Origin of the sequence: Pseudonocardia sp. EV170527-09 (genome assembly GCF_008369905.1) — a bacterium.
Lineage (GTDB): Bacteria > Actinomycetota > Actinomycetes > Mycobacteriales > Pseudonocardiaceae > Pseudonocardia.
Genome location: NZ_VRMC01000048.1, coordinates 23,671 through 45,733, shown reverse-complemented (window position 1 = coordinate 45,733; position 22,063 = coordinate 23,671). Strand labels below are relative to the sequence as shown.

The following is a 22,063-nucleotide window of genomic DNA, read 5'->3' as shown; positions in this document are numbered from 1 at the left end:
GGACCCTGGCCGACGGCTGGGCCTACGCCCGACTCTATGAGTCGACCCGCCAACGCAACGACGCCCTACCCGGCTGGCTGCACTTCTACAATCACCACCGCGCTCACTCCGCCATCGGCGGCCAGCCACCAGTCACCAGGCTGACCAACCTCCCTGGACATCACACCTAGCCCGCAGCCCTGGCCCGGAGCTCTAGTCCGCGGCGAGCAGCAGCGCCGTCGCGACGGCGGCGCGCCCCTCACCGCGTCCGGTCAGCCCCAGCCCGTCGGTGGTCGTGCCGGACACCGACACCGGGCCGCCGACCACCTCCGACAGCACCCGTTCGGCCTCGGTCCGGCGTGTGCCGATCTTCGGGTCGTTCCCGATCACCTGGACCGCGGCGTTGCCGACGGTCCAGCCGTCGCGGGCGAGCAGGCGGCGGACCTCGGCGAGCAGGGTCGCCCCGCTCGCGCCCGTCCACTCCGGACGGCCGGTGCCGAACACCGCGCCCAGGTCGCCCAGCCCGGCCGCGGACAGCAGGGCGTCGCACAGGGCGTGCGCGGCGACGTCGCCGTCGGAGTGTCCGGCGCACCCGTCGGTGCCGGTCCACAGCAGACCCGCGACCCAGCAGTCGCGGCCCGGCTCGACCGGGTGCACGTCGGTTCCGATCCCGACCCTCATGCGTGTTCCTCGTGCTCGGTGACGCGGCCCGCCCCGGCGAGCAGCAGTTCGGCGATGCGCAGGTCCCACGCGGTGGTGACCTTGAACGCGAGCGGGTCCCCGGCGACGGTGGCGACCGGGTCGCCGAGCGCCTCGACCAGCCCGGCGTCGTCGGTGCGGGGGTCGGGCGTGCCCGCGTGCGCGCGACGCAGGTCGGCCGCGCGGAATCCCTGCGGGGTCTGCACCGCGCGCAGCTCCGAGCGGTCCACGGTGGACACGACTGTGCCGTCGGCGTCGACCCGCTTGACCGTGTCGGTCACGGGGAGCACCGGGATGACGGCGGGTGCGCCCGCGCGCACGGCGTCGACCACCCGGCGAACGACGTCGGGTGGTGTGAGCGGGCGCGCGGCGTCGTGCACCAGCACGACCTCGGCGTCCGGCCCGGTCGCGGCGAGACCCGCCGCGACGGAGGCGGTGCGGTCGGCACCGCCGGCGACGACGGTCGCCGGGCGTCCGGGCAGCATCGACGTGGCGCCGTCCACCTGGTCCGCGGGGACGACGACCACCACGTGCCCGACGACGTCGGACGCGAGAAGGCCGTCGACCGCGCGTACCAGCATGGGAACCCCGGCCAGTCCGACGAACGCCTTGGGCACACCTGCGCCCAGCCGCACTCCGGAACCGGCCGCGGGAAGCACCGCGACGACACCCGCCCCGGAGGACGGTCCGTGCACGCCGGTCAGGCGTTCGCGGTGGCGAGCACCTCGTCGAGCAGGACCTCGGCCCGCTCCTCGTCGGTGCCCTCGGCCAGTGCGAGCTCACTGACCAGTATCTGCCTCGCCTTGGCCAGCATCCGCTTCTCACCGGCGGACAGGCCCCGGTCCTTCTCTCGCCGCCACAGGTCGCGGACGACCTCGGCGACCTTGTTCACGTCGCCGGACGTGAGCTTCTCCCAGTTCGCCTTGTACCGGCGCGACCAGTTCGTGGGCTCCTCGGTGTGCGGCGCGCGCAACACCTCGAAGACCCGATCCAGTCCCTCCTGGCCCACGACGTCACGAACACCGACCACCTCGACGTTGTCGGCGGGGATGCGCACCGTCAGATCACCCTGCTGGACCTTCAGGACGAGGTACTGCACTTCCTCGCCCTTGATCGTCCGGGTCTCGATCGCCTCGATGAGCGCGGCACCGTGGTGCGGGTAGACGACGGTCTCTCCGACCTTGAAAACCATGTGTCCTCTGGCCCCTTTCGCTGCGTCCAGATTAACACGTCGTCAGAGCGGGACGGCGACCGGCTTTCACCGTCGTCGCAGGTCAGGGGGTTGACAATGGCGGAGGAACGTGTTCCCCGCGGGCGTGGCGCCCGTCCGGGGCCGCCCGGCCACGTGCCGGTCGCCGCCGCGTCACGTCCCGGACCACCGGGTCTTCCGTCCCCGCCGTCCGGCGGGGACGCGGTCGTCACACCCGGGTGCCCGACCGCGCGACGTGTCGGAGCGCGCGACTAGGCTGCTCCCCGACAGACCCAGCACGTGCGCCGGGAGCACTTCGGGGCACCGGCAAGGAAGGACACGACGACCGTGAGCCGCACCCGCCGTTCCGCCCGGACCCTGGCCGGGGTCGCCGGCGCCGCCGCCCTGACCGGCCTGCTGCTCAGCGGCTGCGGGACCGGGCAGATCTCACAGACCTCCCGCCAGGTCGCCGCCGTGAACGGCGCCAACGCCACGGTCGGCTCGGTCGACCTGCGCGACGTGCAGGTCGCCTACCCGACCGCGCCCGCCGGTCCGGACGCGCTGTACCGCCAGGGCGGCGCCGCACCGCTCGTCGCCACCCTGGTCAACACCGCTCCGGTCGCCGACCGCCTGCTGTCGGTCACCTCCCCCGCCGCGGCGTCGGTGCAGATCCAGGGCGACCCGACCATGCCGCAGGACATCGCGCTGGTCTCGCCGGGCAACCTGCAGCTCTCCCCGACCAACGCCAAGCGGGTCCAGCTCGTCGCCGAGGGTCTGACCCGTCCGGTCCCGGCCGGGGCGCAGATCCCGATGACCTTCGTGTTCGAGAAGGCCGGCTCGGTGACCGTCACCGTCCCGACCGGCGTGCCGCACACCGCGGGCTCGTCGGGGCACGCCCCGGAGCGGGCGTCGTTCGACTCCGAGGAGTCCGGCACCAACGGCGCCGAGACCGGCGTGAACTCCGAGACCGGCGGCCAGGCCGAGGCCCCGCCGGTCGACCGGCCGAACCCGGTCCCGGCCGGTGAGGGCGCCCCCGTCGCGCCCGGCAACGAGGGCAGCGGCGCCGGCGGCGCCGCCGGCAACTGACCCCCCGGTCCCGCGCCGCCCGCTCGGGCGGCTACCGCTGCACCGAGTGCGACCACCGCACGGCGCAGTGGGTGGGGCGTTGTCCGGGCTGCCAGGCCTGGGGCTCGCTGGAGCAGATCGAGCCGGTGCGCACCGGCGGGGGCGGCCGGACCGTCGTCGCCGGGGCGCCCAGCACCCCGGCCAGGCGGATCGCCGAGGTGGAGCTGGATTCCGCCAGGGCCCGGCCGACCGGCGTCGACGAGCTGGACCGGGTGCTCGGTGGCGGGCTCGTCCCGGGCGCGGTGGTCCTGCTGGCCGGTGAGCCGGGCGTCGGCAAGTCGACGCTGCTCCTGGAGGTCGCCGCGCAGGCCGCGGCCCGGTCCCGGGTCCTGTACGTCTCGGGTGAGGAGTCCGCGGGCCAGGTGCGGCTGCGCGCCGAGCGCACCGGCGGCGTCCACGACGAGCTCTACCTCGCCGCCGAGTCCGATCTGGAGTCGGTGCTCGGCCACGTCGACACGCTGCGGCCGTCGCTGCTGGTCGTGGACTCGATCCAGACCATGTCCACCGCCTCCGTCGACGGCAGCCCCGGCGGGGTGACCCAGACCCGCGCGGTGACCGTGGGACTGACCGCGCTGGCAAAGGAACGCGGCCTGGCCGTGCTGCTCGTCGGCCACGTCACCAAGGACGGCGGCATCGCGGGCCCGCGGGTGCTGGAGCACCTGGTCGACGTGGTGCTGCACTTCGAGGGCGACAAGCACTCGGCGCTGCGGATGGTCCGCGGGGTGAAGAACCGGTTCGGCCCGGCCGACGAGGTCGGCTGCTTCGAGCTGCGCGACTCGGGCATCGTCGGCCTCGCCGACCCCTCGGGGCTGTTCCTCGGCCGGTTCGGCCAGGGCGCCGACGCGGTGCAGCCGGGGACCGCGGTGACCGTCGTGATGGACGGGCGACGGCCGCTGCTGGCCGAGGTGCAGGCGCTGGTGGCGGGTGCGAACATCCCGAGCCCGCGCCGAGCGGTGACCGGGCTGGACTCGTCGCGGGTGCCGATGCTGCTCGCCGTCGTGGAGCGGCGGGGCGGGCTCAAGCTGCACGACGCCGAGGTCTACACCGCGACCGTCGGCGGGATGCGGATCACCGAGCCCGCGGCCGACCTCGCGATCGCGCTCGCGGTCGTCTCGGCGAAGCGGGACGCGGCCCTGCCCGCGGACCTCGTCGTGCTGGGCGAGCTCGGGCTGGCCGGCGAGCTGCGCCGGGTGCACGGGGTGGACCGGCGCCTCGCGGAGGCCGCGCGGCTGGGCTTCACCCGGGCGATCGTCCCGACCGGGGCCGAGGTCGGCCGCACCGGCATGCAGATCACCGAGGCCTCGTCGCTGCGCGAGATCATGGCCCGCATCCGCTGAGCCTCAGCTCATGAGCAGCGGCACGGGCTCGCTCACGACCTGGTCGAGCCGGGCCAGGACCCGGTAGCCGCCGGGGCCCACCCGGGTGCGCTCGCCCGCGCAGCCGGGCTCGGAGCCGAGCCCGGTCCAGGTCACGGCGAAGGCCACCGGCTGGCCGGGCACCAGGGTCCGCAGATCGTCCGACGACGGGTTGGAGCAGTCGTTGGACGACCAGAGCTTGGTCGCCCCGTCGCCGCTCCACACCGCGATCTCCTGCTGGGCACCGTCGAGGTCGCGCACGCAGGGCTGACCGGAGACGTTGGTGACGACCAGCCGGAGCTCGGGTCGCGCGCCGGCGGGATAGGTGGGCTGCCCCGTCTCGGCGCGCACCTCGATCATGGCGTCGGTGCAGGGCACCGGGCCGGTCGGCGGGGACGGTGCCGCCTGCGGCACCTGCACGGACGGGCGTGGTGTGTCGTCGGGGCGGACGTCCCCGCCGCGGCGGCCGGAGGCGTTCCGGGCGCGGCGGGGGCGGGGAGCGGCACGGACGGGGGCGTCCCCGTCCCCGGGGCTGGGGATGCCGGGGACGGGGACGCCGCGGACGGCGCGGGGGCCGCCGTCCCGGTGTCCGATGTGGTCTGCGACGACTGGGGGGTCGTCTGTGCGGCCGTCCCGGCGGGCTCGTCGGAACCCCGCGGGACCAGCACCCAGGTGGTCAGCCACAGCAGCGCGAAGAGCGCGAGCAGCGTGACGCCGACCGCGCACGCGCGCCGACGCCAGTAGACCGACGCCGGCAGGGGACCCACCGGGTGCATGTCACCGACGGTAGATCTCCGGTTACGCGAAGTCGCCAACGCCGCGCCGGGACCGGACATGCCCGGCGAGGTCCACCCGGGGGGGCGACCCGCGCGTCCCGACCGGGTGAGCGCACCAGCGGAACGGTCGCCCGCGCGCTCCTCGGACCGGCCCGGACGGGGTCGCCGAACCGGATCGCCCGACCCCCGTGCAGGTGACTCGTCGACCTCGGGTGACCACCGTCGTCCGGCGACACCGTCCCGACCGGTCCCCGGCGGCGGGGAACCGCCCCGGTCGTGGCGCGCGCCCCGGTGGCGGAGGCGGTAGGGGACGTGATCCACATGCCGGGACCGCGGCGGCTTCCCGCGACGCCGCCGCGCCCGACCCGTTCCCCCGGTGGGGTCGTCGCCGAGGCCCGGCCCGGGGCGCGCGACACTGGGGCGGTGGTGGCCGATCTGATCTCCCCGTGGTTCCGGGCGCACGCCCGCGACCTGCCGTGGCGGCGCCCCGAGACCACCCCGTGGGGTGTGCTCGTCAGCGAGTTCATGCTCCAGCAGACCCCGGTCGCTCGGGTCGAGCCGGTCTGGCGGGACTGGATGGAGCGCTGGCCCGCGCCGTCGTCGTTGGCGGCCGCGCCGCGCGCGGACGTGCTGCGGGCCTGGGGCAAGCTCGGCTACCCGCGCCGCGCGATCCGGCTGCACGACGCGGCCGCGTCGATCGCGGAGCAGCACGGCGACGCCGTCCCCTCCGACGTCGAGGCCCTCGAGGCCCTCCCGGGCGTCGGCTCCTACACCGCGCGGGCGGTGGCGGCGTTCGGCTTCGGCCTGCGTGCCGCCGTCGTCGACACCAACGTCCGGCGGGTGGTGGCCCGCGCGGTGCACGGGCAGGGCGACGCCGGGCCGGCCCGCACCCGGGCCGACCTGGCCGACGTCGACGCGCTGCTGCCCGACGACGACGCCGAGGCCGCCGTCGTCTCCGCCGGCCTGATGGAGCTGGGCGCGGTGGTCTGCACCGCCCGCTCGCCGCGCTGCGCGGACTGCCCGGTCGCGGCCCGCTGCGCCTGGGTGGCGGCAGGCCGCCCCGCCTACGACGGCCCGCGCAAGCCGGTCCAGGGCTTCGCCGGCACCGACCGGCAGGTGCGCGGCAGGCTCATGGACGTGCTGCGCACCGCGCACGGGCCGGTCGAGCGGGCCGCGCTGGACGCCGTCTGGTCGGATGCGGGCCAGCGCGACCGGTGCCTGCACTCGCTGCTGGTCGACGGGCTGGCCGAGCAGACCGACGACGGCCGCTTCGCCCTCCCCGTCTGAGCGGCGGCCCCGATGCCCAGCACCGTCCGGTTCCGGCTCGACGACGACGGCGCCGCCGCGCTCACCGCGCTGCGCGACCGGCTCGCCGCTGCCGGGATCCCGGTCCCGGCCGGGACGCCGCACGTGACCGTCGCCGCGGCGGGCACGATCCCGCCGACCGCCGTGCGCGAGCTGTCCGCCCAGCTGCGGCTGGTCGCGCTGCCGGTGCTGTGGCTGGCCGGCCTCGGTTCGGTCGGCCCGGACGCACCAGAGGTGCTGGCGCTGACCGCCGTCACCGACCCCGAGGTGCTGGCGGTGCACACCGCCGTGCACGACGCGCTGGCCGGACGGGTGCGGGGAGCGCACGCCGCGCACGCCGCGCACCTGCCGGGCTCCTGGCTGCCGCACGTGGTGCTGGCGACCGGGCGGCCCGCCGAGGCCTTCGCACTGCTGCACCCGGTCTCCCCGGTGCGGGCGCGGATCACCGCCGTCGAGCTGCACGACTCACGCACCGGGGAGACGGCGGTCCTCGGAGCACGGCCGGAGGGCCCCGCCCGTCGCCCCTAGGCTTGCCCCGTGGGGGACGAACAGGACGTGCGGCGGATCGCGCTCGCCCTCGACGGCGTCGTCGAGAACCCGAGCGAGGGGTTCGACTTCCGGGTGCGCGGCAAGGGCTTCGTGTGGTCGTGGCCGGAGCGGGTGCCCGGCAGACGACGGGTGATCAGGACCGACGTCGCGGTGCTGTACGTCGGCGACGAGGCGGAGAAGCAGGCCCTGCTGCTCGGCGAGCCCGACCTGTTCTTCACCGACCCCGGGCACGCACCGTGGCCGCTGGTGCTCGTCCGCCTGGAGCAGGTGGACACCGGCCGGCTGGCCGAGCTGATCGGTGACGCGTGGCGCATGCGCGTCGACGAGGCCGGGCGGGGATAACGTGGCGGGCATGGCCATTGTGAAGATCAACGCGATCGAGGTCCCGGAGAACGCGGGCCCCGAGCTGGAGAAGCGGTTCGCGAACCGCCTGCACGCCGTCGACGGGCAGCCCGGCTTCCTCGGGTTCGAGCTGCTACGCCCGGTGTCCGGCGACGACCGGTACTTCGTCGTGACCCGCTGGGAGACCGAGGAGGACTTCCAGGCCTGGCGCGCGGGGCCGGCCGCCGAGGCGCACGCCGGTGAGCGCTCGCCGCAGCCGGTCGCCAAGGGCGCGTCACTGCTGGAGTTCGAGGTCGTCGACCTGCAGCAGATCGCGGCGGGGTCCTGATCGACCCGCGCCCCGACCCCGGCGAGGTCGCCGCGGCCTTCTCCACCGAGATCGCCGCGGCGGCGCGCCTGGTCCGTGCCGCGGACGCCCTGCTGATCACCGCGGGCGCGGGGATGGGCGTGGACTCCGGGCTGCCGGACTTCCGCGGCGGCGAGGGCTTCTGGCGGGCCTACCCGCCCTATGCGCGCCTCGGGCTGCGTTTCGAGGAGCTGGCCGACCCGGAGCACTTCGCCGACGACCCGGAGCTGGCCTGGGGCTTCTACGGCCACCGCCTGCACCTCTACCGGGACACCGTGCCGCACCCCGGGTTCGCCGTGCTGCGCCGCTGGGCCGACCGGATGCCGTCGAACGTGTTCACCTCGAACGTCGACGGCCAGTTCCAGCGGGCTGGCTTCGCCCCGGAGGACGTCGCCGAGGTCCACGGCTCCATCCACCACCTGCAGTGCCTGCACCTGTGCGGCCACGGCGTGTGGCCGGCCGACGGCGTCGAGGTGCCGGTCGACGAGGCCACCATGCGCGCCGTCGGTGAGCTGCCCCGCTGCCCGGGATGCGGCGGGCTCGCCCGTCCGGCGATCCTGATGTTCGGCGACGGCGGCTGGGACGACTCCCACGCGGCGACGGCGCTGCAGCGTCACGTGGACTGGCTGGCGGCGCACCGGGCCGGAGTGGTCGTCGTCGAGCTGGGGGCGGGCGGGGCCCTGCCCACGGTGCGTCGCCGCTCGGAGCTGGCCTCGGCCGCGACCGGCGCGCTGGTACGGATCAACGTCCGCGAGCCGCAGGTGCGCCACGGCCGCGGTGTCGGCATCCCGGCCCCCGCCGCCGCGACCCTCGCCGCGATCGACTCCGCCCTCTGACCGGCCCGCCCGGGCCCGGGCGGGGTGCGGCTCAGGAGGGGACGGCCTTCTGGTCCGGGACGACGATCGCGGGCAGGTCGGCGAGGCCGGCCAACGCCGCGTCGTGGACCTCGGCCGCCGCGACGGTGCCGTGCACGCCGGGCAGGGCGCGGGTGGCCGTGGCCGCCGCGACGACGGTCGGCACGTAGCCGCCGGAGAACGCGCTGCGCGCGGTGGAGTTCACGCACATGTGCGTCATGAACCCGGCGAGCACGAGGTCCTGGTAGCCCTCCAGCAGCTCCGCCAGCCCGGTGTGGACGAACGCGCTGGGGAAGTTCTTGGTCACCACCGCCTCGCCGTCGCGCGGGGCCACCGAGTCGTGGATGGCACCGATCGGCGCGGTGACGTCGTACGGGCTGCCCGCACCGGCGTCGTGCCGGACGTGGATGATCCGGGACCCGGCGGAGCGGGCGCGGTCGAGCAGCTCGGCCGCCTCGCCGAGGGCCGGCTCGACGTTCTCGAGCCGCAGCACGCCCTCGGTGTAGGTGTTCTGCAGGTCGATCATGATGAGTGCGGAGCGGGACAGCGGCGCCGGGTCCGCCGGCAGGCCCATCAGTCCGCGCAGGGTGTGCGTCATCGGTGCTCCTCGCCCCGGGTACGGCCACGGCCCGGGGCGGATGCCCCGGGCCGTGGTGGATCAGTCCTGCATCGCCCGCCACTCGTCGTCGGTGAACAGCCGCGAGCGGATCAGGAACCGGACGCCCTCCGGCGCCTCGACCGAGAACCCGCTGCCGCGTCCCTTCACGACGTCGACGGTGAGATGCGTGTGCTTCCAGTACTCGTACTGCGACGCCGACATCCAGAAGCCGATCGGCTTCTCCAGTCCCTCGACCCGCAGGTCGCCCAGGTGGACGTCCGAGTTGCCGGTCTTGAAGTCACCGTCCGGATAGCACATCGGGGCGCTGCCGTCGCAGCACCCACCGGACTGGTGGAACATCAGCGGGCCGTGCAGGTCGGTGAGTCTGACCAGCAGATCGGCGGCGGCCGGCGTCAGCGTCACCCGCTCGGTCGAGGTGACACCGACGTCCGGCTCACCCATCAGAAGAAGCCCAGCGCGTTCGGCGAGTAGCTCTGCAGGATGTTCTTGGTCTGCTGGTAGTGGTCCAGCATCATCTTGTGGTTCTCGCGCCCGATGCCGGACTGCTTGTAGCCGCCGAAGGCCGCGTGCGCCGGGTAGGCGTGGTAGTTGTTCACCCACACCCGGCCGGCCTGGATCTCGCGGCCCGCCCGGTAGGCGGTGTTCGCGTCGCGGCTCCACACGCCGGCGCCGAGGCCGTAGAGCGTGTCGTTGGCGATCTTCATGGCGTCGTCGTAGTCGGTGAAGCGGGCCACCGAGACGACCGGGCCGAAGATCTCCTCCTGGAAGATCCGCATCTGGTTGTTGCCCTCGAACACGGTCGGCTTGATGTAGTAGCCGCCCGCGAGGTCACCGCCCATCTCGGCCTTCTCGCCACCGGCGAGGACCTTGGCGCCCTCCTGCCGGCCGATGTCGATGTAGGACAGGATCTTCTCGAACTGGTCGTTCGAGGCCTGCGCACCGATCATGGTCTCGGTGTCGAGCGGGTTGCCCTGCTTGATCTGCTCGACCCGCTTGACGGCCTGCTGGAGGAACTCGTCGTAGATGCCGCCCTGGATGAGCGCGCGCGACGGGCAGGTGCAGACCTCGCCCTGGTTGAGGGCGAACATGGCGAAGCCCTCGAGCGCCTTGTCGTAGAAGGCGTCCTGCTGCGAGGCGACGTCGTCGAAGAAGATGTTGGGGCTCTTGCCGCCGAGCTCCAGGGTGACCGGGATCAGGTTCTCCGAGGCGTACTGCATGATCAGCCGGCCGGTGGTGGTCTCACCGGTGAAGGCGATCTTGCGGATGCGCTTGTTCGACGCCAGCGGCTTGCCCGCCTCGACCCCGAAGCCGTTGACGACGTTCAGCACGCCCGGCGGGAGCAGGTCGGCGACCAGCTCGAGCAGCACGTGGATCGAGACCGGGGTCTGCTCGGCCGGCTTCAGGACGATCGCGTTGCCGGCGGCGAGCGCGGGGGCCAGCTTCCAGATCGCCATCAGGATCGGGAAGTTCCACGGGATGATCTGGCCGACGACGCCCAGCGGCTCGTGGAAGTGGTAGGCGATGGTGTCGGCGTCGATCTCCGACGACGTGCCCTCCTGCGCCCGGATCGCACCGGCGAAGTAGCGCAGGTGGTCGACGGCGAGCGGGATGTCGGCGGCCAGGGTCTCGCGGCAGGCCTTGCCGTTGTCCCAGGACTCGGCGATCGCGATCAGCTCGAGGTTGGCCTCGACCCGGTCGGCGATCTTGTTCAGGATGTTCGCCCGCTCACCGGCGGAGGTCTTCCCCCACGCCGGGGCGGCGCCGTGCGCGGCGTCGAGTGCCTTCTCGATGTCCTCGGCGGTGCCCCGGGCGACCTCGGTGAAGTTCTCACCGGTGATCGGGGTCGGGTTCTCGAAGTACTGGCCCTTCACCGGAGCGACGTACTCGCCGCCGATGAAGTGCTCGTAGCGCGGCTTGAAGGAGACGACGCTGCCCGGCTGACCGGGGTTGGCGTAGACGGCCATGAATGGTCCTTCCCTGAGGTGCTTCGTCGAACCGAGGGCGCGGTGCGGAACGCACGTTGCGCGTGACCGCCGACACTAGGAAGGTGGGGGTTGCACAGAAGTTGCACGCAGATGCGGAACCTCACCCTCCGGTGAGTGCCGATCACGCGGATTCGATTCAGGTAAGGCAAAGCTGACCGTAAGGTGAGGACGTGGCAGCGGAGCACGCGGATCGCCGGGTGTACGAGCGGGCGCGCGACGCCCTGCTCGGCGGCTCCCCCGGCGCGCACCCCGCCGGGGTCCGGCCCGAGGTCCGCGCCTCCTGGGCCCGCTCGCTGGCCGCGGCGGTCGACCCGGAACGCGCCCGTCCCCCGCACGACTACGACCGCGCCGAACTCACCGACCGGCGGGCGGCGCACCCCCTCGCGTCCGTGCTGCCGGTGCTGCGCGACACGCTGACCGACGCCGCCGAACAGGCCCGGCACATGATGGTCGTGACCGACGGGCGCGGGCGGATCCTGTGGCGCGAGGGCGCCCGCGCGGTGCTGACCCGCGCCGAGCGGGTCGACCTGGTGGAGGGCACCCGGTGGAGCGAGGACGCCGTCGGCACCAACGCGATGGGCACCGCGCTGGCCGGCGCCGCCCCGGTCCGCATCCACTCCGCCGAGCACCTGGTCAGCGCCTACCACCCGTGGACCTGCGCGGCCGCGCCGGTGCGCGACCCCGCGACCGGGCAGGTGGTGGGCACCGTCGACGTCACCGGTCCGGAGGATAGCTTCCACCCGACGACGCTGGCGCTGGTCACCGCGGCCGCGCGGCTGGCCGAGCACCGGTTGCTGGCCATCGCCGAGGCCCACGACCGGCGGCTGCGCGAGGAGTACTGGCCGCACCTGACCCGGCTCGGGAGCACCCCGGGCGCGCTGCTGTCCGCGCACGGGCGGGTGCTGGCCGCGTCGCCGGGCAGTGAGTTCCCGGAGCGGATCGCCCTGCCCGACGGCGGGGACCGGGTCGTCGTCGACGGCGTCGTGGTGGGCGGGGCGCCGGCGGGCGGCGGGTCCGTCGCGGGGGTGCTGGAGCCGCTGGGCGAGGGCTGGCTGCTGCGGCTGGCCGCGGGCGGGCCCGCGCGGACGGCGCTGACCCTGCCGCTGCTCGGGGCGCGGACCCCCGTCGTCGCCCGCCGGGACGGGCGCCCGGTGCGTCTGGGCCTGCGCCACGCCGAGGTCCTCGCGCTGCTGGCACTGCACCCGGAGGGACTGACCGCCGACCAGCTCGCCGCCGCCCTCTACGGCGACGGCGGCCGCGCGATCACCGTGCGCGCCGAGGTGCACCGGCTGCGGCGCGCCGTCGGTGAGGACACGGTGCGGACCCAGCCCTACCGGCTCGTCGCCGACGTCGACGCCGACTTCCTCCGGCTGCGCGCGGCGCTGCGGGAGGGCCGGGTCCGCGACGCCGCGGCCGAGGCCGCCCGCGGGCCGCTGCTGCCGACCTCCGACGCACCGGAGATCCGCCGGGCCCGCGAGCAGCTCGCCGTCGCGGTCCGGTCGGCGCTGCTGCGGGCCGACGACCCGGACGCGCTGTGGACCCTGGTCCGGGCCGGTCGGACCGCGGGCACCGACGACGAGGAGCTGCGCCACCGGCTGCGGGGCCTGCTGCCGTCGTCGGACCCGCGGCGCGACGAGCTCGGCTGAGGGCCTCAGCCCGGGTCGGTGTGGTCGGGGATGCCGTCGTCGTCGGAGTCGGGCAGTCGCGGGTCCTCCTCGCCGGCCCGCACCGCCTCCAGCTGCGCGGACAGCGCCACCCCGGCCAGCAACGCGACCCCGGTGATGTTCGCCCAGATCAGCAGGGCCATCACCGCCGTCAGCGGGCCGTAGGTCTCGCCGAAGGTGTCGGCGACCGCGACGTAGAGCCCCAGCAGCCCGGACGCGACCAGCCACATCAGGACCGTCGCCGCCGCCCCGACGCCGAGCCAGGACAACCCCGGCTGACGGCGGCGTGGCGCGAACCGCAGCAGCAACCCGGCCGCCATCGCGACGCCCGCCATCGCGACGCCCGCCGTGGCGGTGAGCGCCGCGGCACGCGCGTACTTGGCGAGCGCGGGCCGGTCCCGCTCGGTGCCGTAGATCCGGTTCGCGCCCCGCTCCAGCTGCGCGAACGCCGAGGTGGCCGCGGCGAACGCGGTGAGCGGGCCGAGCACGAGCACCAGCTCACCGCGTTCCCCGGTGGGGGTGTCGTCGCGTTCGAGCTGCTCACCGGGGTCCTCCGGATCGGCGGCGCCGGCGCCGGTGCCCGTCGCGCCCGAGCCGCCGACCGCGTCCGCGACCAGCTCGTCGCTGGTGCCCGGGGACAGCGCCAGCACCGTCCGGGCGACGACCTCCGAGGCCCCCTGGGCGCCCGCCGCGGCGGACAGTCCGACCCCGGCGATGATCAGCGGGACGGCGGCGAGCGCGAGCTGCAGGCCGAACGCGCGGGCGTGGGAGAAGCCGTCGCCGTAGCGGAAGCGCAGGAAACCCGCGGACAGCAGGTGCCCCAGGCCGTAACGGCGCAGGGTGTGGGCGGCGTCGTCGGCGGAGAGCTCCTCGCCGGTCATCAGCCGGGTCTCGGGGACCGGGCGCACCGAGCTCATGCGCAGAACCTAGCCGCAGGAGGACGCCGCCACCCTGCACCGCGGCGAGCTCCTGCCCCCTCGGAGGCCCCGGCGGTGCGGGTCGAACCGGAGCAGGCCCGTGACCGCGACGACGAGTGCCGGCGGACCGCCCGGACGGAGCTCAGGACACCTGGACGGCGTCCACGACGAAGACGAGGGTCTCGTTGGGCGCGATACCGCGGCCGCCCGGCCCGTACGCCTTGTCCGGCGGGATCACCAGCAGTCGGCGGCCGCCCTCGCACATGCCGACCACGCCCTCGTTCCAGCCGTCGATGACCGGGGCGTCGCCCACGTTCTCCAGGGGGAAGGTCTCGCCGCGGAACCAGGAGGCGTCGAGCTCCCGCTTGTCCGACCAGGTCACGAGGTCGTAGTGGGTCTGCACGGTGGAGCCGAGGACGACCTCGGGCCCGGTGCCGACCACGAGGTCCTTGCTCAGGAGCTGCGCGGGCGGGGTGCAGGTGTCCGGCACGGTGATCGTCGGCTTGCTGCCGGGGTCCCCCGCCACCCCGATGTCGTCCACCGTGCAGACGGGCGGTGGCGCGGGGGCGGCCGCCGGTGCGGGGGCCGGGGAGGAACAGCCCGCCAGAGCGACGAGCAGGCCGAGGACGGCGAGGGAGCGCATGGAGCAGACCTTAGGGACGCCGTCACCCCGCGTCGTGGCGGGCTCGGCCCCAGGCCGTCGCGAGGAGCGCGTCCACCCGGGCGTCGAGCGCGTCGATCGGGTGCGAACGCCGGGATCCTCGCCCCCACCGTCACCCGGCTGTGGGTCCTGCCCGAGAACGCCGGCCGGATGAGCGGTCAGCCGGTCAGGCGTACTCCTCGGAGGAGGTGTTGCCATGGGCGGAACCCGGCCGCAGGGGGGCGAGAATGACGGCCGTGGACACCCCGGCACGGATCGACCGCTTCGACGAGCTGGTGGAGCGCGCGCGGGCGCTCACCGCCGGACGACGACGGGCGCTGCTGGGCATCGCGGGCTCGCCCGGGGCCGGGAAGACGACCGTCGCGCTGGCCCTGGTCCGCGCGCTTGCCGCCACGCCCCCGGCCGGGCTCGGCCCGGGCCGGGTCGCCCACGTCCCGATGGACGGCTACCACCTCGCCGACGTCGAGCTGGACCGGCTGGGCCGCCGTTACCGCAAGGGCGCCCCGGACACCTTCGACGCCGACGGCTACGCCGCACTGCTCGCCCGCCTGCGGGCCACCCCCACCGACGACGCGGGCCCCGTGTACGCCCCGGCGTTCGACCGGGAGATCGAGCAGCCCGTGGCCGGGTCCATCCCGGTGCACCCGGAGTGCCGCCTCGTGGTCAGCGAGGGCAACTACCTGCTGCTCGACACCCCCACCTGGCGGGCGGTGCGGGCCGGGTTCGACGCGGTGTGGTTCCACGAGACCGACGAGGCGCTCCGGCTGGAACGCCTGGTCGCCCGGCACGTGCACTTCGGCAAGACCCCGGAGGCGGCGCGGACCTGGGTGGAACGGACCGACGAGCCGAACGCCCGCCTGGTCGAGGCCTCCCGGGACCGGGCCGACCTGGTCGTCGCGCTGCGCTCGGCGTAGACCCCGCACACGACGGCGGGCCGCCCCGGGAACTCCCGGGACGGCCCGCCGTCGTCGTGCGTGGGTCCTGCTACTCCTCGCCGGCCAGCGCGGTCGGCGGGGAGTCCGGCACCGGCTCGGACGGCTTGCGCTCACCGCGGAAGGTGAACTTGGCCTTGTCCGACCAGGCGTTGGAGCCCTCCTCCGCGGAGGTGTCGAGGCCCTCGACGTCGACGATGACGATCTGTCCGGCCTCGATCTCGCCGAACAGGATCTTCTCCGACAGCTGGTCCTCGATCTCCCGCTGGATCGTCCGGCGCAGCGGCCGGGCGCCGAGGACGGGGTCGAACCCGCGGTGGGCCAGCAGCTTCTTGGCGTTGTCGGTGAGCTCGATGCCCATGTCCTTGTTCGCCAGCTGCTTCTCCACCCGCCCGATCATCAGGTCGACCATCTGGATGATCTGTTCCTGGTTGAGCTGGTGGAAGACGATGATGTCGTCGATGCGGTTGAGGAACTCCGGCCTGAAGTGCTTCTTCAGCTCGTCGTTGACCTTCGTCTTCATCCGCTCGTAGTTCGACTTCTCGTCGCCGCCGGAGGAGAAGCCCAGCCCCACGGCCTTCGAGATGTCCTGGGTGCCCAGGTTCGAGGTGAAGATCAGCACGGTGTTCTTGAAGTCGACCGTGCGGCCCTGGCCGTCGGTGAGACGGCCGTCCTCGAGCACCTGCAGGAGCGTGTTGTAGATCTCCTGGTGCGCCTTCTCGATCTCGTCGAACAGCACCACCGAGAACGGCTTGCGCCGCACCTTCTCGGTGAGCTGGCCGCCCTCCTCGTAGCCGACGTACCCGGGAGGGGCACCGAACAGCCGCGAGGCGGTGTAGCGGTCGTGGAACTCACCCATGTCGATCTGGATGAGCGCGTCGTCCTCGCCGAACAGGAAGTTCGCGAGCGCCTTGGACAGCTCGGTCTTACCGACACCGGACGGGCCGGCGAAGATGAACGAGCCGGACGGGCGCTTCGGGTCCTTCAGACCGGCGCGGGTACGACGGATCGCCTGCGAGACGGAGCGGACCGCGTCCTCCTGGCCGATGATCCGCTTGTGGACCTCGTCCTCCATCTTGAGCAGACGGGTCGTCTCCTCCTCGGTCAGCTTGAACACCGGGATGCCGGTCCAGTTCCCCAGCACCTCGGCGATCTGCTCGCCGTCGACCTCCGCGACGACGTCGAGGTCGCCCGACTTCCACTGCTTCTCGCGCTCGGCCTTCTCGCCGAGCAGGGTCTTCTCCTGGTCGCGCAGGTGCGCGGCCCGCTCGAAGTCCTGCGCGTCGATCGCCGACTCCTTGTCCCGGCGGACGTTCGCGATCTTCTCGTCGAACTCCCGCAGGTCCGGCGGAGCGGTCATCCGGCGGATGCGCATCCGGGCGCCGGCCTCGTCGATCAGGTCGATCGCCTTGTCCGGCAGGAAGCGGTCGTTGATGTAGCGGTCGGCCAGCGTCGCCGCCGAGGTCAGCGCGTCGTCGGTGATCGTGACGCGGTGGTGCGCCTCGTACCGGTCACGCAGCCCGCGCAGGATCTCGATCGTGTGCTCGACCGACGGCTCGGACACCTGGATCGGCTGGAAGCGGCGCTCCAGCGCGGGGTCCTTCTCGACGTACTTGCGGTACTCGTCGAGCGTCGTCGCACCGATGGTCTGCAGCTCGCCGCGGGCCAGCATCGGCTTGAGGATCGAGGCGGCGTCGATCGCGCCCTCGGCGGCACCCGCACCCACCAGGGTGTGGATCTCGTCGATGAACAGGATGATGTCGCCGCGGGTGCGGATCTCCTTGAGCACCTTCTTGAGGCGCTCCTCGAAGTCACCGCGGTAGCGGGAACCGGCGACCAGCGAGCCCAGGTCGAGGGTGTAGAGCTGCTTGTCCTTCAGCGTCTCCGGGACCTCGCCCTTGACGATCGCCTGGCCGAGGCCCTCGACGGCGGCGGTCTTGCCGACGCCGGCCTCACCGATCAGCACCGGGTTGTTCTTGGTCCTCCGCGAGAGGACCTGCATGATCCGCTCGATCTCCTTCTCCCGGCCGATGACCGGGTCCAGCTTGCCCTCACGGGCCTGCTGGGTGAGGTTGCGACCGAACTGGTCCAGCACCAGCGACGAGGACGGGGTGCCCTCGCCACGGCCACCGGTGCCGCTCTCCTGCGGCTCCTTGCCCTGGTAGCCGGACAGCAGCTGGAGCACCTGCTGACGGACACGGTTGAGGTCGGCGCCCAGCTTGACCAGCACCTGGGCCGCGACGCCCTCGCCCTCACGGATGAGCCCGAGCAGGATGTGCTCGGTCCCGATGTAGTTGTGGCCGAGCTGCAGCGCCTCGCGCAGCGACAGCTCCAGCACCTTCTTCGCCCGGGGCGTGAAGGGGATGTGGCCGGACGGGGCCTGCTGCCCCTGGCCGATGATCTCCTCGACCTGCTGTCGCACGCCCTCCAGAGCGATACCGAGGGACTCGAGCGCCTTCGCGGCGACGCCCTCTCCCTCGTGGATCAGGCCAAGGAGGATGTGCTCGGTCCCGATGTAGTTGTGGTTGAGCATCCGGGCCTCTTCTTGGGCCAGGACGACAACACGTCGCGCTCGGTCGGTGAACCTCTCGAACAATTCGCACTCCTTGCCTGCTGCGCCTCACTGACGGCGCGACCAGCATCTGTCGTACGGTCCGGGGCTCGCCCGAACCGACACTGCGCCCTCGCGTGACACCGCGCCAGGCCACCCTCGCGGGAGACCTCATACCACTGTATCGGTCGAAGGGGCCCCGGCGCCTCCACCTGACGTGCACCGGGGTACGTGCCGGCGGTAACACGGGGGACACCTGCCGTGTTCCCGGCGACGGTCAGCCGGTCGTGGCGGCGGCCTCCTCGCGTTCCCGCTCGGCCGCCTTGAACTGCCGGAACCCCTCCTCGTCGCGCCCACGACGCCAGTAGCCGGAGATCGACAGATCGTCCTTGGCGACGCCGCGCTCGCGGGTGAGATGCCTGCGGAGTTCGCGCACGGCGATCGCCTCGCCGTGCACGAAGGCGTGGACACGGCCGGGGAGGAACTCCAGATCCGCGACGACGGCGGGCAGCTGCTCCGAGTCCGGGTCGCCCCCGGCGTCGCTGCGGTACAGCCACCGCACGTCCACCCCGGGGCCGGCCGGCACGGCGATCTCGTCGCCGGGGGCCTCCACCTGCAGGACGGCGACGACCGGCCGGTCGGCCGGGATCCGCTCGAGCGCGGCGCAGATCGCGGGCAGTGCGGCCTCGTCGCCCACGAGCAGGTGCCAGTCGGCGTCCGGGTCTGGGGCGTAGGCACCGCCCGGGCCGACCATCCGCAGCCGGTCGCCCGGGCGGGCGGCGGCCGCCCACGGTCCGGCGAGGCCGGTGTCGCCGTGGTGGACGAAGTCGATGACGAGCTCGCCGGCGGCGCGGTCGAGCGAGCGGACGGTGTAGGTCCGCTGGGCGGGCCACTGGTCACGCGGCAGCTCGGCGTGCACCCGGTCCATGTCCAGCGGCTCGGGGTACTCGACGCCGGGGAGCGGGAAGAGGATCTTGACGTAGCGGTCGGTGTACTCCGTGTCGGGGAACGCCGCCAGGCCGTCGCCACCGGCGACGACGCGCACCATGTGCGGGCTCAGGCGTTCGGTGCGGAGCACCCGGAGATCGGTGACGGGGCGGGCCATCGGGCTGCCTCCCAACGACGAAGGGGAAGGGGCCGTCGCGACGGTACCCCTCCCCCGACCCGTTCGGTGAGGTAGACCTTAGTTCTCCTGGTGGTAGGCCTCGAGGACCTCGGCCGGGATGCGGCCGCGGTCGGAGACCTTCATCCCGCGGTTGCGGGCCCACTCGCGGATCGCCTGGTTCTGCTCGCGGTCGACCGACGGGCGGCGGGCCGCCGTGCTCGCCGAGCCGCTGCCGCGACGCCGGGTCGCGCCCCCGGCCCGGCGGGCCGCGGCGACGTAGTCGGCGAGCACGTCGCGCAGCTTCTTCGCGTTCCCGTCGGACAGGTCGATCTCGTAGTTGCGCCCGTCGATACCGAACTCGATCGTCTCGTCCGCCGCGTCACCGGTCAGATCGTCGACGAGCCGGACTTCCTTGATCTGCGCCATCTCCGCAGCCTCCTTGAATGGCCGAACACGTTCATGATGAGGGACCGGGGCCGACATCGGCGACTGCGCGACGCAATAGCAGGACGCAATACGACACCACCGGGTACCGGTTCCGACTCGAATCAGAGAGTATCCGAGAAATGATCGTGGCGTCGACCCGGGTCGGGAGAATGCGGCGAAACGAGCCCCACACCACTCGTACGGGTCCGACAAACACGACGTCCCCGGTCGCTGTTCGCGGCCGGGGACGTCGTCGGATGTGCGTTCGGAACCGGTTCAGGACTCCCCGCGGACCAGCGGGAACAGGATCGTCTCGCGGATTCCGAGGCCGGTCAGTGTCATCAGCAGACGGTCGATACCCATTCCCATGCCGCCGGTGGGCGGCATGCCGTACTCCATGGCACGCAGGAAGTCCTCGTCGAGCTGCATGGCCTCCGGGTCGCCCGCCGCGGCCTTGAGCGACTGGGCGTACAGGCGTTCCCGCTGCTCAACGGGGTCCACCAGCTCGGAGTAGGCCGTGGCCAGCTCCACCCCGAAGACGATCAGGTCCCAGGACTCCGACAGCCGGGGGTCGTCGCGGTGCGCACGGGTCAGCGGCCGCACCTCGACCGGGAAGTCCCGCACGAAGGTGGGCTCGAGCAGGGTGTGCTCGACCAGCTTCTCGAACAACTCGAGCACGATCTGGGCGGCCGTCGGATAATCGGTGATGTCGACGTCGTGCTCGTGCGCGATCCGTTGCAGTTCAGTCAGTTCGGTGTCCGGCGTCACATCCTGGCCGACGGCCTCGGACACCGATCCGTAGATGGTCACCGAACGCCACTCGCCACCGAGATCGTGCTCCGTGCCGTCGTGGTGGCGCACCGTGGTGGAACCGAACAGCGCCCGTGCCGAGGCCTGGATCAGCTCACGGGTCAGGACCGCCATGTCGTCGTAGGTCGCGTAGGCCTGGTAGGCCTCCAGCATCGCGAACTCCGGGGAATGCGTGGAGTCGATGCCCTCGTTCCGGAACACCCGGTTCAGCTCGAAGACGCGCTCGATACCGCCGACCACGCAACGCTTCAGGAACAGCTCCGGGGCGATCCGCAGATACAGATCGGAGTCGAGTGCGTTCGCGTGCGTGACGAACGGGCGCGCGGTGGCGCCGCCGTGCAGGTTCTGCAGCATCGGCGTCTCGACCTCGATGAAGTCGCGGCCGGTGAGCGACTCGCGGACGGTCCGCAGCACGGTGGACCGCGCGCGCACGGTCTCGCGGGCCTGCGGACGCAGGATGAGGTCGACGTAGCGCTGCCGGACCCGGTTCTCCTCGGAGAGCTCCTTGTGCACGGTCGGCAGCGGCCGGACCGACTTCGCGGCGACCGACCACTCGTCGACCATCACCGAGAGCTCGCCCCGCCGCGAAGTGATGACCTCGCCGCGCACCGCGACGAAGTCACCCATGTCCACGACGGCCTTCCAGCCGGCCAGCGCGTCGGCGCCGACCCGGTCGAGGGAGAGCATGGCCTGCAGCTCGGTGCCGTCGCCCTCGCGCAGCGTCGCGAAGCAGAGCTTGCCGGTGTTCCGCACGAAGATCACCCGGCCGGCGACGGCCACGGTCTCGCCCGTCGCGGTGTCCGCGGGCAGGTCCGGGTGGGCCTCGCGGACCTGGCGCAGCGAGTGCGTGCGGGGGACCTCGACGGGGTACGGGTCGGTGCCCGCGGCGATCAGCTCCGCGCGCTTGGCCCGGCGCACCCGCATCTGCTCGGGGAGGTCGGCCTCGGTCGCCGGGTCGGTCGGGGTGCCGGGAGTGTTCACGGCAGGTCAGGCTATCGGCGGTACCCGGGAGCGCCCGTCGTCACCCCCCTGCCCGGCGACCGGCGCACGCGGCGGGGCGTCGGGACCTCGCGCGGCGGCCGATCACCGGCCTACCGTGGGACGGTGCCCGACGACGAGGTGGACCACGGCCGCACGTTCGGCGCCGTCGCCCCTGCCTACGACGACCACCGGCCCTCCTACCCCGACGCCGCCGTCGACCTGGCGCTGGCCGGGACCGGCCCGGGGCGGGTGCGGGTCCTCGACCTGGGCGCGGGGACCGGGAAGCTGACCCGGTCACTGGTGGCGCGCGGGCTCGACGTCGTGGCGGTGGAACCGGACCCGGAGATGCTCGCGGTGCTGCGGGCACGCACCCCCGGCGCCGACGCCAGGGCCGGGTCCGCGGAGACGATCCCGCTGCCCGACGGCGACGTCGACGCCGTGCTGGTCGGGCAGGCCCTGCACTGGTTCGACCTGGACCGGGCCGTACCGGAGATCGCCAGGGTGCTGCGCCCCGGCGGGGTGCTGGCCGGGCTGTGGAACGGTGGTGACGACGGGGTCGCATGGATCCGCGACCTCGGCGAGCTGAGCGTGCACGGACGGCGGGTGCCCGACAACCCGGCCGGAGGTGGCAGCCCCACCCGACTACCTGGCGCGCCCTGGTTCACCGACGCGCACCAGGAGCGGGTCACCTGGTCGCGGGCGACCGGCGTCGAGGAGCACGTCGCCGACATCGCCACCCACTCCTGGGCGCTCCTGAGCACCCCCGACGAGCGCGACGCGGTGTTCGCCGCCGTGCGCGGCTTCCTACGTGAGCGGGTCGCCGACGCCGACGGCCGGTTCACGATGCCGATGCGCACCATCGTCTGGCGGGCCCGGCGCGCCTGAGCCCCGTC

General features: G+C 73.5%; 24 protein-coding genes. 11 read left to right on the top strand and 13 right to left on the bottom strand.

The features are described from left to right. The coding region (locus FVA95_RS16405) for an integrase core domain-containing protein (RefSeq protein WP_149662779.1) at positions 1-170 on the top strand (170 nt) is incomplete at its 5' end. A 22-nt stretch (positions 171-192) separates the two neighbouring features. On the opposite strand, the gene ispF is transcribed toward FVA95_RS16405, so the two are convergent. Genes ispF through FVA95_RS16390 form a run of 3 tightly spaced genes read right to left on the bottom strand, consistent with a single transcriptional unit; the run spans position 193 to position 1,870 of the window. Further along, positions 193-660 carry a 2-C-methyl-D-erythritol 2,4-cyclodiphosphate synthase gene (gene ispF, locus FVA95_RS16400; RefSeq protein ID WP_149664999.1) on the bottom strand — a complete coding sequence of 156 codons (468 nt, stop codon included), beginning with the start codon at positions 658-660 and terminating at the stop codon, positions 193-195. After that, complete coding sequence (gene ispD, locus FVA95_RS16395; protein WP_149664998.1) at positions 657-1,373, bottom strand: 2-C-methyl-D-erythritol 4-phosphate cytidylyltransferase; 717 nt, start codon at positions 1,371-1,373, stop codon at positions 657-659. Before ispD ends, ispF begins: the two co-directional genes overlap by 4 nt. Positions 1,374-1,378: 5 nt before the next feature. Continuing rightward, entirely contained in the window at positions 1,379-1,870 is a 492-nt protein-coding gene (locus tag FVA95_RS16390) for a CarD family transcriptional regulator (protein ID WP_020625956.1), read from the bottom strand. A 345-nt stretch (positions 1,871-2,215) separates the two neighbouring features. Between FVA95_RS16390 and FVA95_RS16385 the strand changes: the two genes are divergently transcribed. Together FVA95_RS16385 and radA are read left to right on the top strand one after the other, a co-directional pair. Continuing rightward, on the top strand, positions 2,216-2,953 hold the full coding sequence (locus FVA95_RS16385; protein ID WP_149664997.1) for a copper chaperone PCu(A)C: 738 nt from the start codon (positions 2,216-2,218) through the stop codon (positions 2,951-2,953). 71 nt (positions 2,954-3,024) lie between these two features. Then, positions 3,025-4,329, top strand: a complete 1,305-nt coding sequence (radA, locus tag FVA95_RS16380) for a DNA repair protein RadA (RefSeq protein WP_240051540.1) — start codon at positions 3,025-3,027, stop codon at positions 4,327-4,329. A gap of 3 nt (positions 4,330-4,332) precedes the next feature. Here radA and FVA95_RS16375 read toward each other — a convergent pair whose 3' ends face one another. Then, positions 4,333-4,767, bottom strand: a complete 435-nt coding sequence (locus FVA95_RS16375; RefSeq protein WP_149664995.1) for a hypothetical protein — start codon at positions 4,765-4,767, stop codon at positions 4,333-4,335. 779 nt (positions 4,768-5,546) lie between these two features. On the opposite strand from FVA95_RS16375, the gene FVA95_RS16370 reads away from it, so the two are divergent. From FVA95_RS16370 to FVA95_RS16350, 5 genes are all read left to right on the top strand, one after another. Then, entirely contained in the window at positions 5,547-6,410 is an 864-nt protein-coding gene (locus tag FVA95_RS16370; protein ID WP_149664994.1) for an A/G-specific adenine glycosylase, read from the top strand. A 12-nt stretch (positions 6,411-6,422) separates the two neighbouring features. Then, positions 6,423-6,956, top strand: coding sequence for a 2'-5' RNA ligase family protein (locus tag FVA95_RS16365; RefSeq protein WP_149664993.1), 534 nt, complete (start codon positions 6,423-6,425; stop codon positions 6,954-6,956). Positions 6,957-6,965: 9 nt separating this feature from the next. Beyond that, on the top strand, positions 6,966-7,319 hold the full coding sequence (locus FVA95_RS16360) for an MmcQ/YjbR family DNA-binding protein (protein ID WP_075309687.1): 354 nt from the start codon (positions 6,966-6,968) through the stop codon (positions 7,317-7,319). A gap of 10 nt (positions 7,320-7,329) precedes the next feature. Continuing rightward, positions 7,330-7,647, top strand: a complete 318-nt coding sequence (locus FVA95_RS16355; RefSeq protein ID WP_075312689.1) for an antibiotic biosynthesis monooxygenase — start codon at positions 7,330-7,332, stop codon at positions 7,645-7,647. Between the two features lie 113 nt (positions 7,648-7,760). Then, on the top strand, positions 7,761-8,501 hold the full coding sequence (locus FVA95_RS16350) for a Sir2 family NAD-dependent protein deacetylase (RefSeq protein WP_149664992.1): 741 nt from the start codon (positions 7,761-7,763) through the stop codon (positions 8,499-8,501). 31 nt (positions 8,502-8,532) lie between these two features. On the opposite strand, the gene FVA95_RS16345 is transcribed toward FVA95_RS16350, so the two are convergent. Genes FVA95_RS16345 through FVA95_RS16335 form a run of 3 tightly spaced genes read right to left on the bottom strand, consistent with a single transcriptional unit; the run spans position 8,533 to position 11,102 of the window. Next, positions 8,533-9,117, bottom strand: coding sequence for a cysteine hydrolase family protein (locus tag FVA95_RS16345; protein ID WP_149664991.1), 585 nt, complete (start codon positions 9,115-9,117; stop codon positions 8,533-8,535). Between the two features lie 60 nt (positions 9,118-9,177). Further along, positions 9,178-9,579: a DUF779 domain-containing protein gene (locus FVA95_RS16340; RefSeq protein WP_060714052.1), complete on the bottom strand. Its 402-nt coding sequence runs from the start codon at positions 9,577-9,579 to the stop codon at positions 9,178-9,180. Then, on the bottom strand, positions 9,579-11,102 hold the full coding sequence (locus tag FVA95_RS16335) for an aldehyde dehydrogenase family protein (protein ID WP_020626792.1): 1,524 nt from the start codon (positions 11,100-11,102) through the stop codon (positions 9,579-9,581). The genes FVA95_RS16340 and FVA95_RS16335 overlap by 1 nt, the downstream gene beginning before the upstream one ends. Before the next feature lie 191 nt (positions 11,103-11,293). On the opposite strand from FVA95_RS16335, the gene FVA95_RS16330 reads away from it, so the two are divergent. After that, positions 11,294-12,769: a helix-turn-helix domain-containing protein gene (locus FVA95_RS16330; RefSeq protein WP_149664990.1), complete on the top strand. Its 1,476-nt coding sequence runs from the start codon at positions 11,294-11,296 to the stop codon at positions 12,767-12,769. Between the two features lie 5 nt (positions 12,770-12,774). On the opposite strand, the gene FVA95_RS16325 is transcribed toward FVA95_RS16330, so the two are convergent. Both FVA95_RS16325 and FVA95_RS16320 read right to left on the bottom strand, forming a co-directional pair. Further along, positions 12,775-13,704 carry a YihY/virulence factor BrkB family protein gene (locus tag FVA95_RS16325; RefSeq protein ID WP_149664989.1) on the bottom strand — a complete coding sequence of 310 codons (930 nt, stop codon included), beginning with the start codon at positions 13,702-13,704 and terminating at the stop codon, positions 12,775-12,777. Between the two features lie 142 nt (positions 13,705-13,846). Continuing rightward, positions 13,847-14,347, bottom strand: a complete 501-nt coding sequence (locus FVA95_RS16320; protein WP_149664988.1) for an FKBP-type peptidyl-prolyl cis-trans isomerase — start codon at positions 14,345-14,347, stop codon at positions 13,847-13,849. Positions 14,348-14,601: 254 nt separating this feature from the next. Here FVA95_RS16320 and FVA95_RS16315 point away from each other — a divergent pair, with 254 nt between their 5' ends. Next, a complete protein-coding gene (locus tag FVA95_RS16315; protein WP_370460870.1) occupies positions 14,602-15,279 on the top strand; it encodes a nucleoside/nucleotide kinase family protein in 678 nt (225 codons plus the stop codon). A gap of 70 nt (positions 15,280-15,349) precedes the next feature. On the opposite strand, the gene FVA95_RS16310 is transcribed toward FVA95_RS16315, so the two are convergent. From FVA95_RS16310 to lysS, 4 genes are all read right to left on the bottom strand, one after another. Next, entirely contained in the window at positions 15,350-17,893 is a 2,544-nt protein-coding gene (locus tag FVA95_RS16310) for an ATP-dependent Clp protease ATP-binding subunit (RefSeq protein ID WP_060714044.1), read from the bottom strand. A gap of 232 nt (positions 17,894-18,125) precedes the next feature. After that, positions 18,126-18,953, bottom strand: coding sequence for a siderophore-interacting protein (locus tag FVA95_RS16305; protein ID WP_149664986.1), 828 nt, complete (start codon positions 18,951-18,953; stop codon positions 18,126-18,128). Between the two features lie 78 nt (positions 18,954-19,031). Next, positions 19,032-19,379 carry an Lsr2 family protein gene (locus FVA95_RS16300; protein ID WP_020622267.1) on the bottom strand — a complete coding sequence of 116 codons (348 nt, stop codon included), beginning with the start codon at positions 19,377-19,379 and terminating at the stop codon, positions 19,032-19,034. Positions 19,380-19,655: 276 nt separating this feature from the next. Further along, positions 19,656-21,113: a lysine--tRNA ligase gene (lysS, locus tag FVA95_RS16295; RefSeq protein WP_149665003.1), complete on the bottom strand. Its 1,458-nt coding sequence runs from the start codon at positions 21,111-21,113 to the stop codon at positions 19,656-19,658. Positions 21,114-21,293: 180 nt separating this feature from the next. On the opposite strand from lysS, the gene FVA95_RS16290 reads away from it, so the two are divergent. Next, positions 21,294-22,055 carry a class I SAM-dependent methyltransferase gene (locus FVA95_RS16290; protein ID WP_149664985.1) on the top strand — a complete coding sequence of 254 codons (762 nt, stop codon included), beginning with the start codon at positions 21,294-21,296 and terminating at the stop codon, positions 22,053-22,055. Positions 22,056-22,063 lie beyond the last annotated feature (8 nt).

Bases quoted from the DNA above. Each gene is read 5' to 3' on its own strand.
- FVA95_RS16335 (WP_020626792.1), bottom strand. From the start codon at position 11,102: ATGGCCGTCTACGCCAACCCCGGTCAGCCGGGCAGCGTCGTCTCCTTC.
- FVA95_RS16390 (WP_020625956.1), bottom strand. From the start codon at position 1,870: ATGGTTTTCAAGGTCGGAGAGACCGTCGTCTACCCGCACCACGGTGCC.
- FVA95_RS16350 (WP_149664992.1), top strand. From the start codon at position 7,761: ATGGGCGTGGACTCCGGGCTGCCGGACTTCCGCGGCGGCGAGGGCTTC.
- ispF (WP_149664999.1), bottom strand. From the start codon at position 660: ATGAGGGTCGGGATCGGAACCGACGTGCACCCGGTCGAGCCGGGCCGC.
- FVA95_RS16305 (WP_149664986.1), bottom strand. From the start codon at position 18,953: ATGGCCCGCCCCGTCACCGATCTCCGGGTGCTCCGCACCGAACGCCTG.
- FVA95_RS16365 (WP_149664993.1), top strand. From the start codon at position 6,423: ATGCCCAGCACCGTCCGGTTCCGGCTCGACGACGACGGCGCCGCCGCG.
- FVA95_RS16340 (WP_060714052.1), bottom strand. From the start codon at position 9,579: ATGGGTGAGCCGGACGTCGGTGTCACCTCGACCGAGCGGGTGACGCTG.
- lysS (WP_149665003.1), bottom strand. From the start codon at position 21,113: ATGCGGGTGCGCCGGGCCAAGCGCGCGGAGCTGATCGCCGCGGGCACC.
- FVA95_RS16355 (WP_075312689.1), top strand. From the start codon at position 7,330: ATGGCCATTGTGAAGATCAACGCGATCGAGGTCCCGGAGAACGCGGGC.
- FVA95_RS16345 (WP_149664991.1), bottom strand. From the start codon at position 9,117: ATGACGCACACCCTGCGCGGACTGATGGGCCTGCCGGCGGACCCGGCG.
- FVA95_RS16320 (WP_149664988.1), bottom strand. From the start codon at position 14,347: ATGCGCTCCCTCGCCGTCCTCGGCCTGCTCGTCGCTCTGGCGGGCTGT.
- FVA95_RS16300 (WP_020622267.1), bottom strand. From the start codon at position 19,379: ATGGCGCAGATCAAGGAAGTCCGGCTCGTCGACGATCTGACCGGTGAC.
- FVA95_RS16325 (WP_149664989.1), bottom strand. From the start codon at position 13,704: ATGAGCTCGGTGCGCCCGGTCCCCGAGACCCGGCTGATGACCGGCGAG.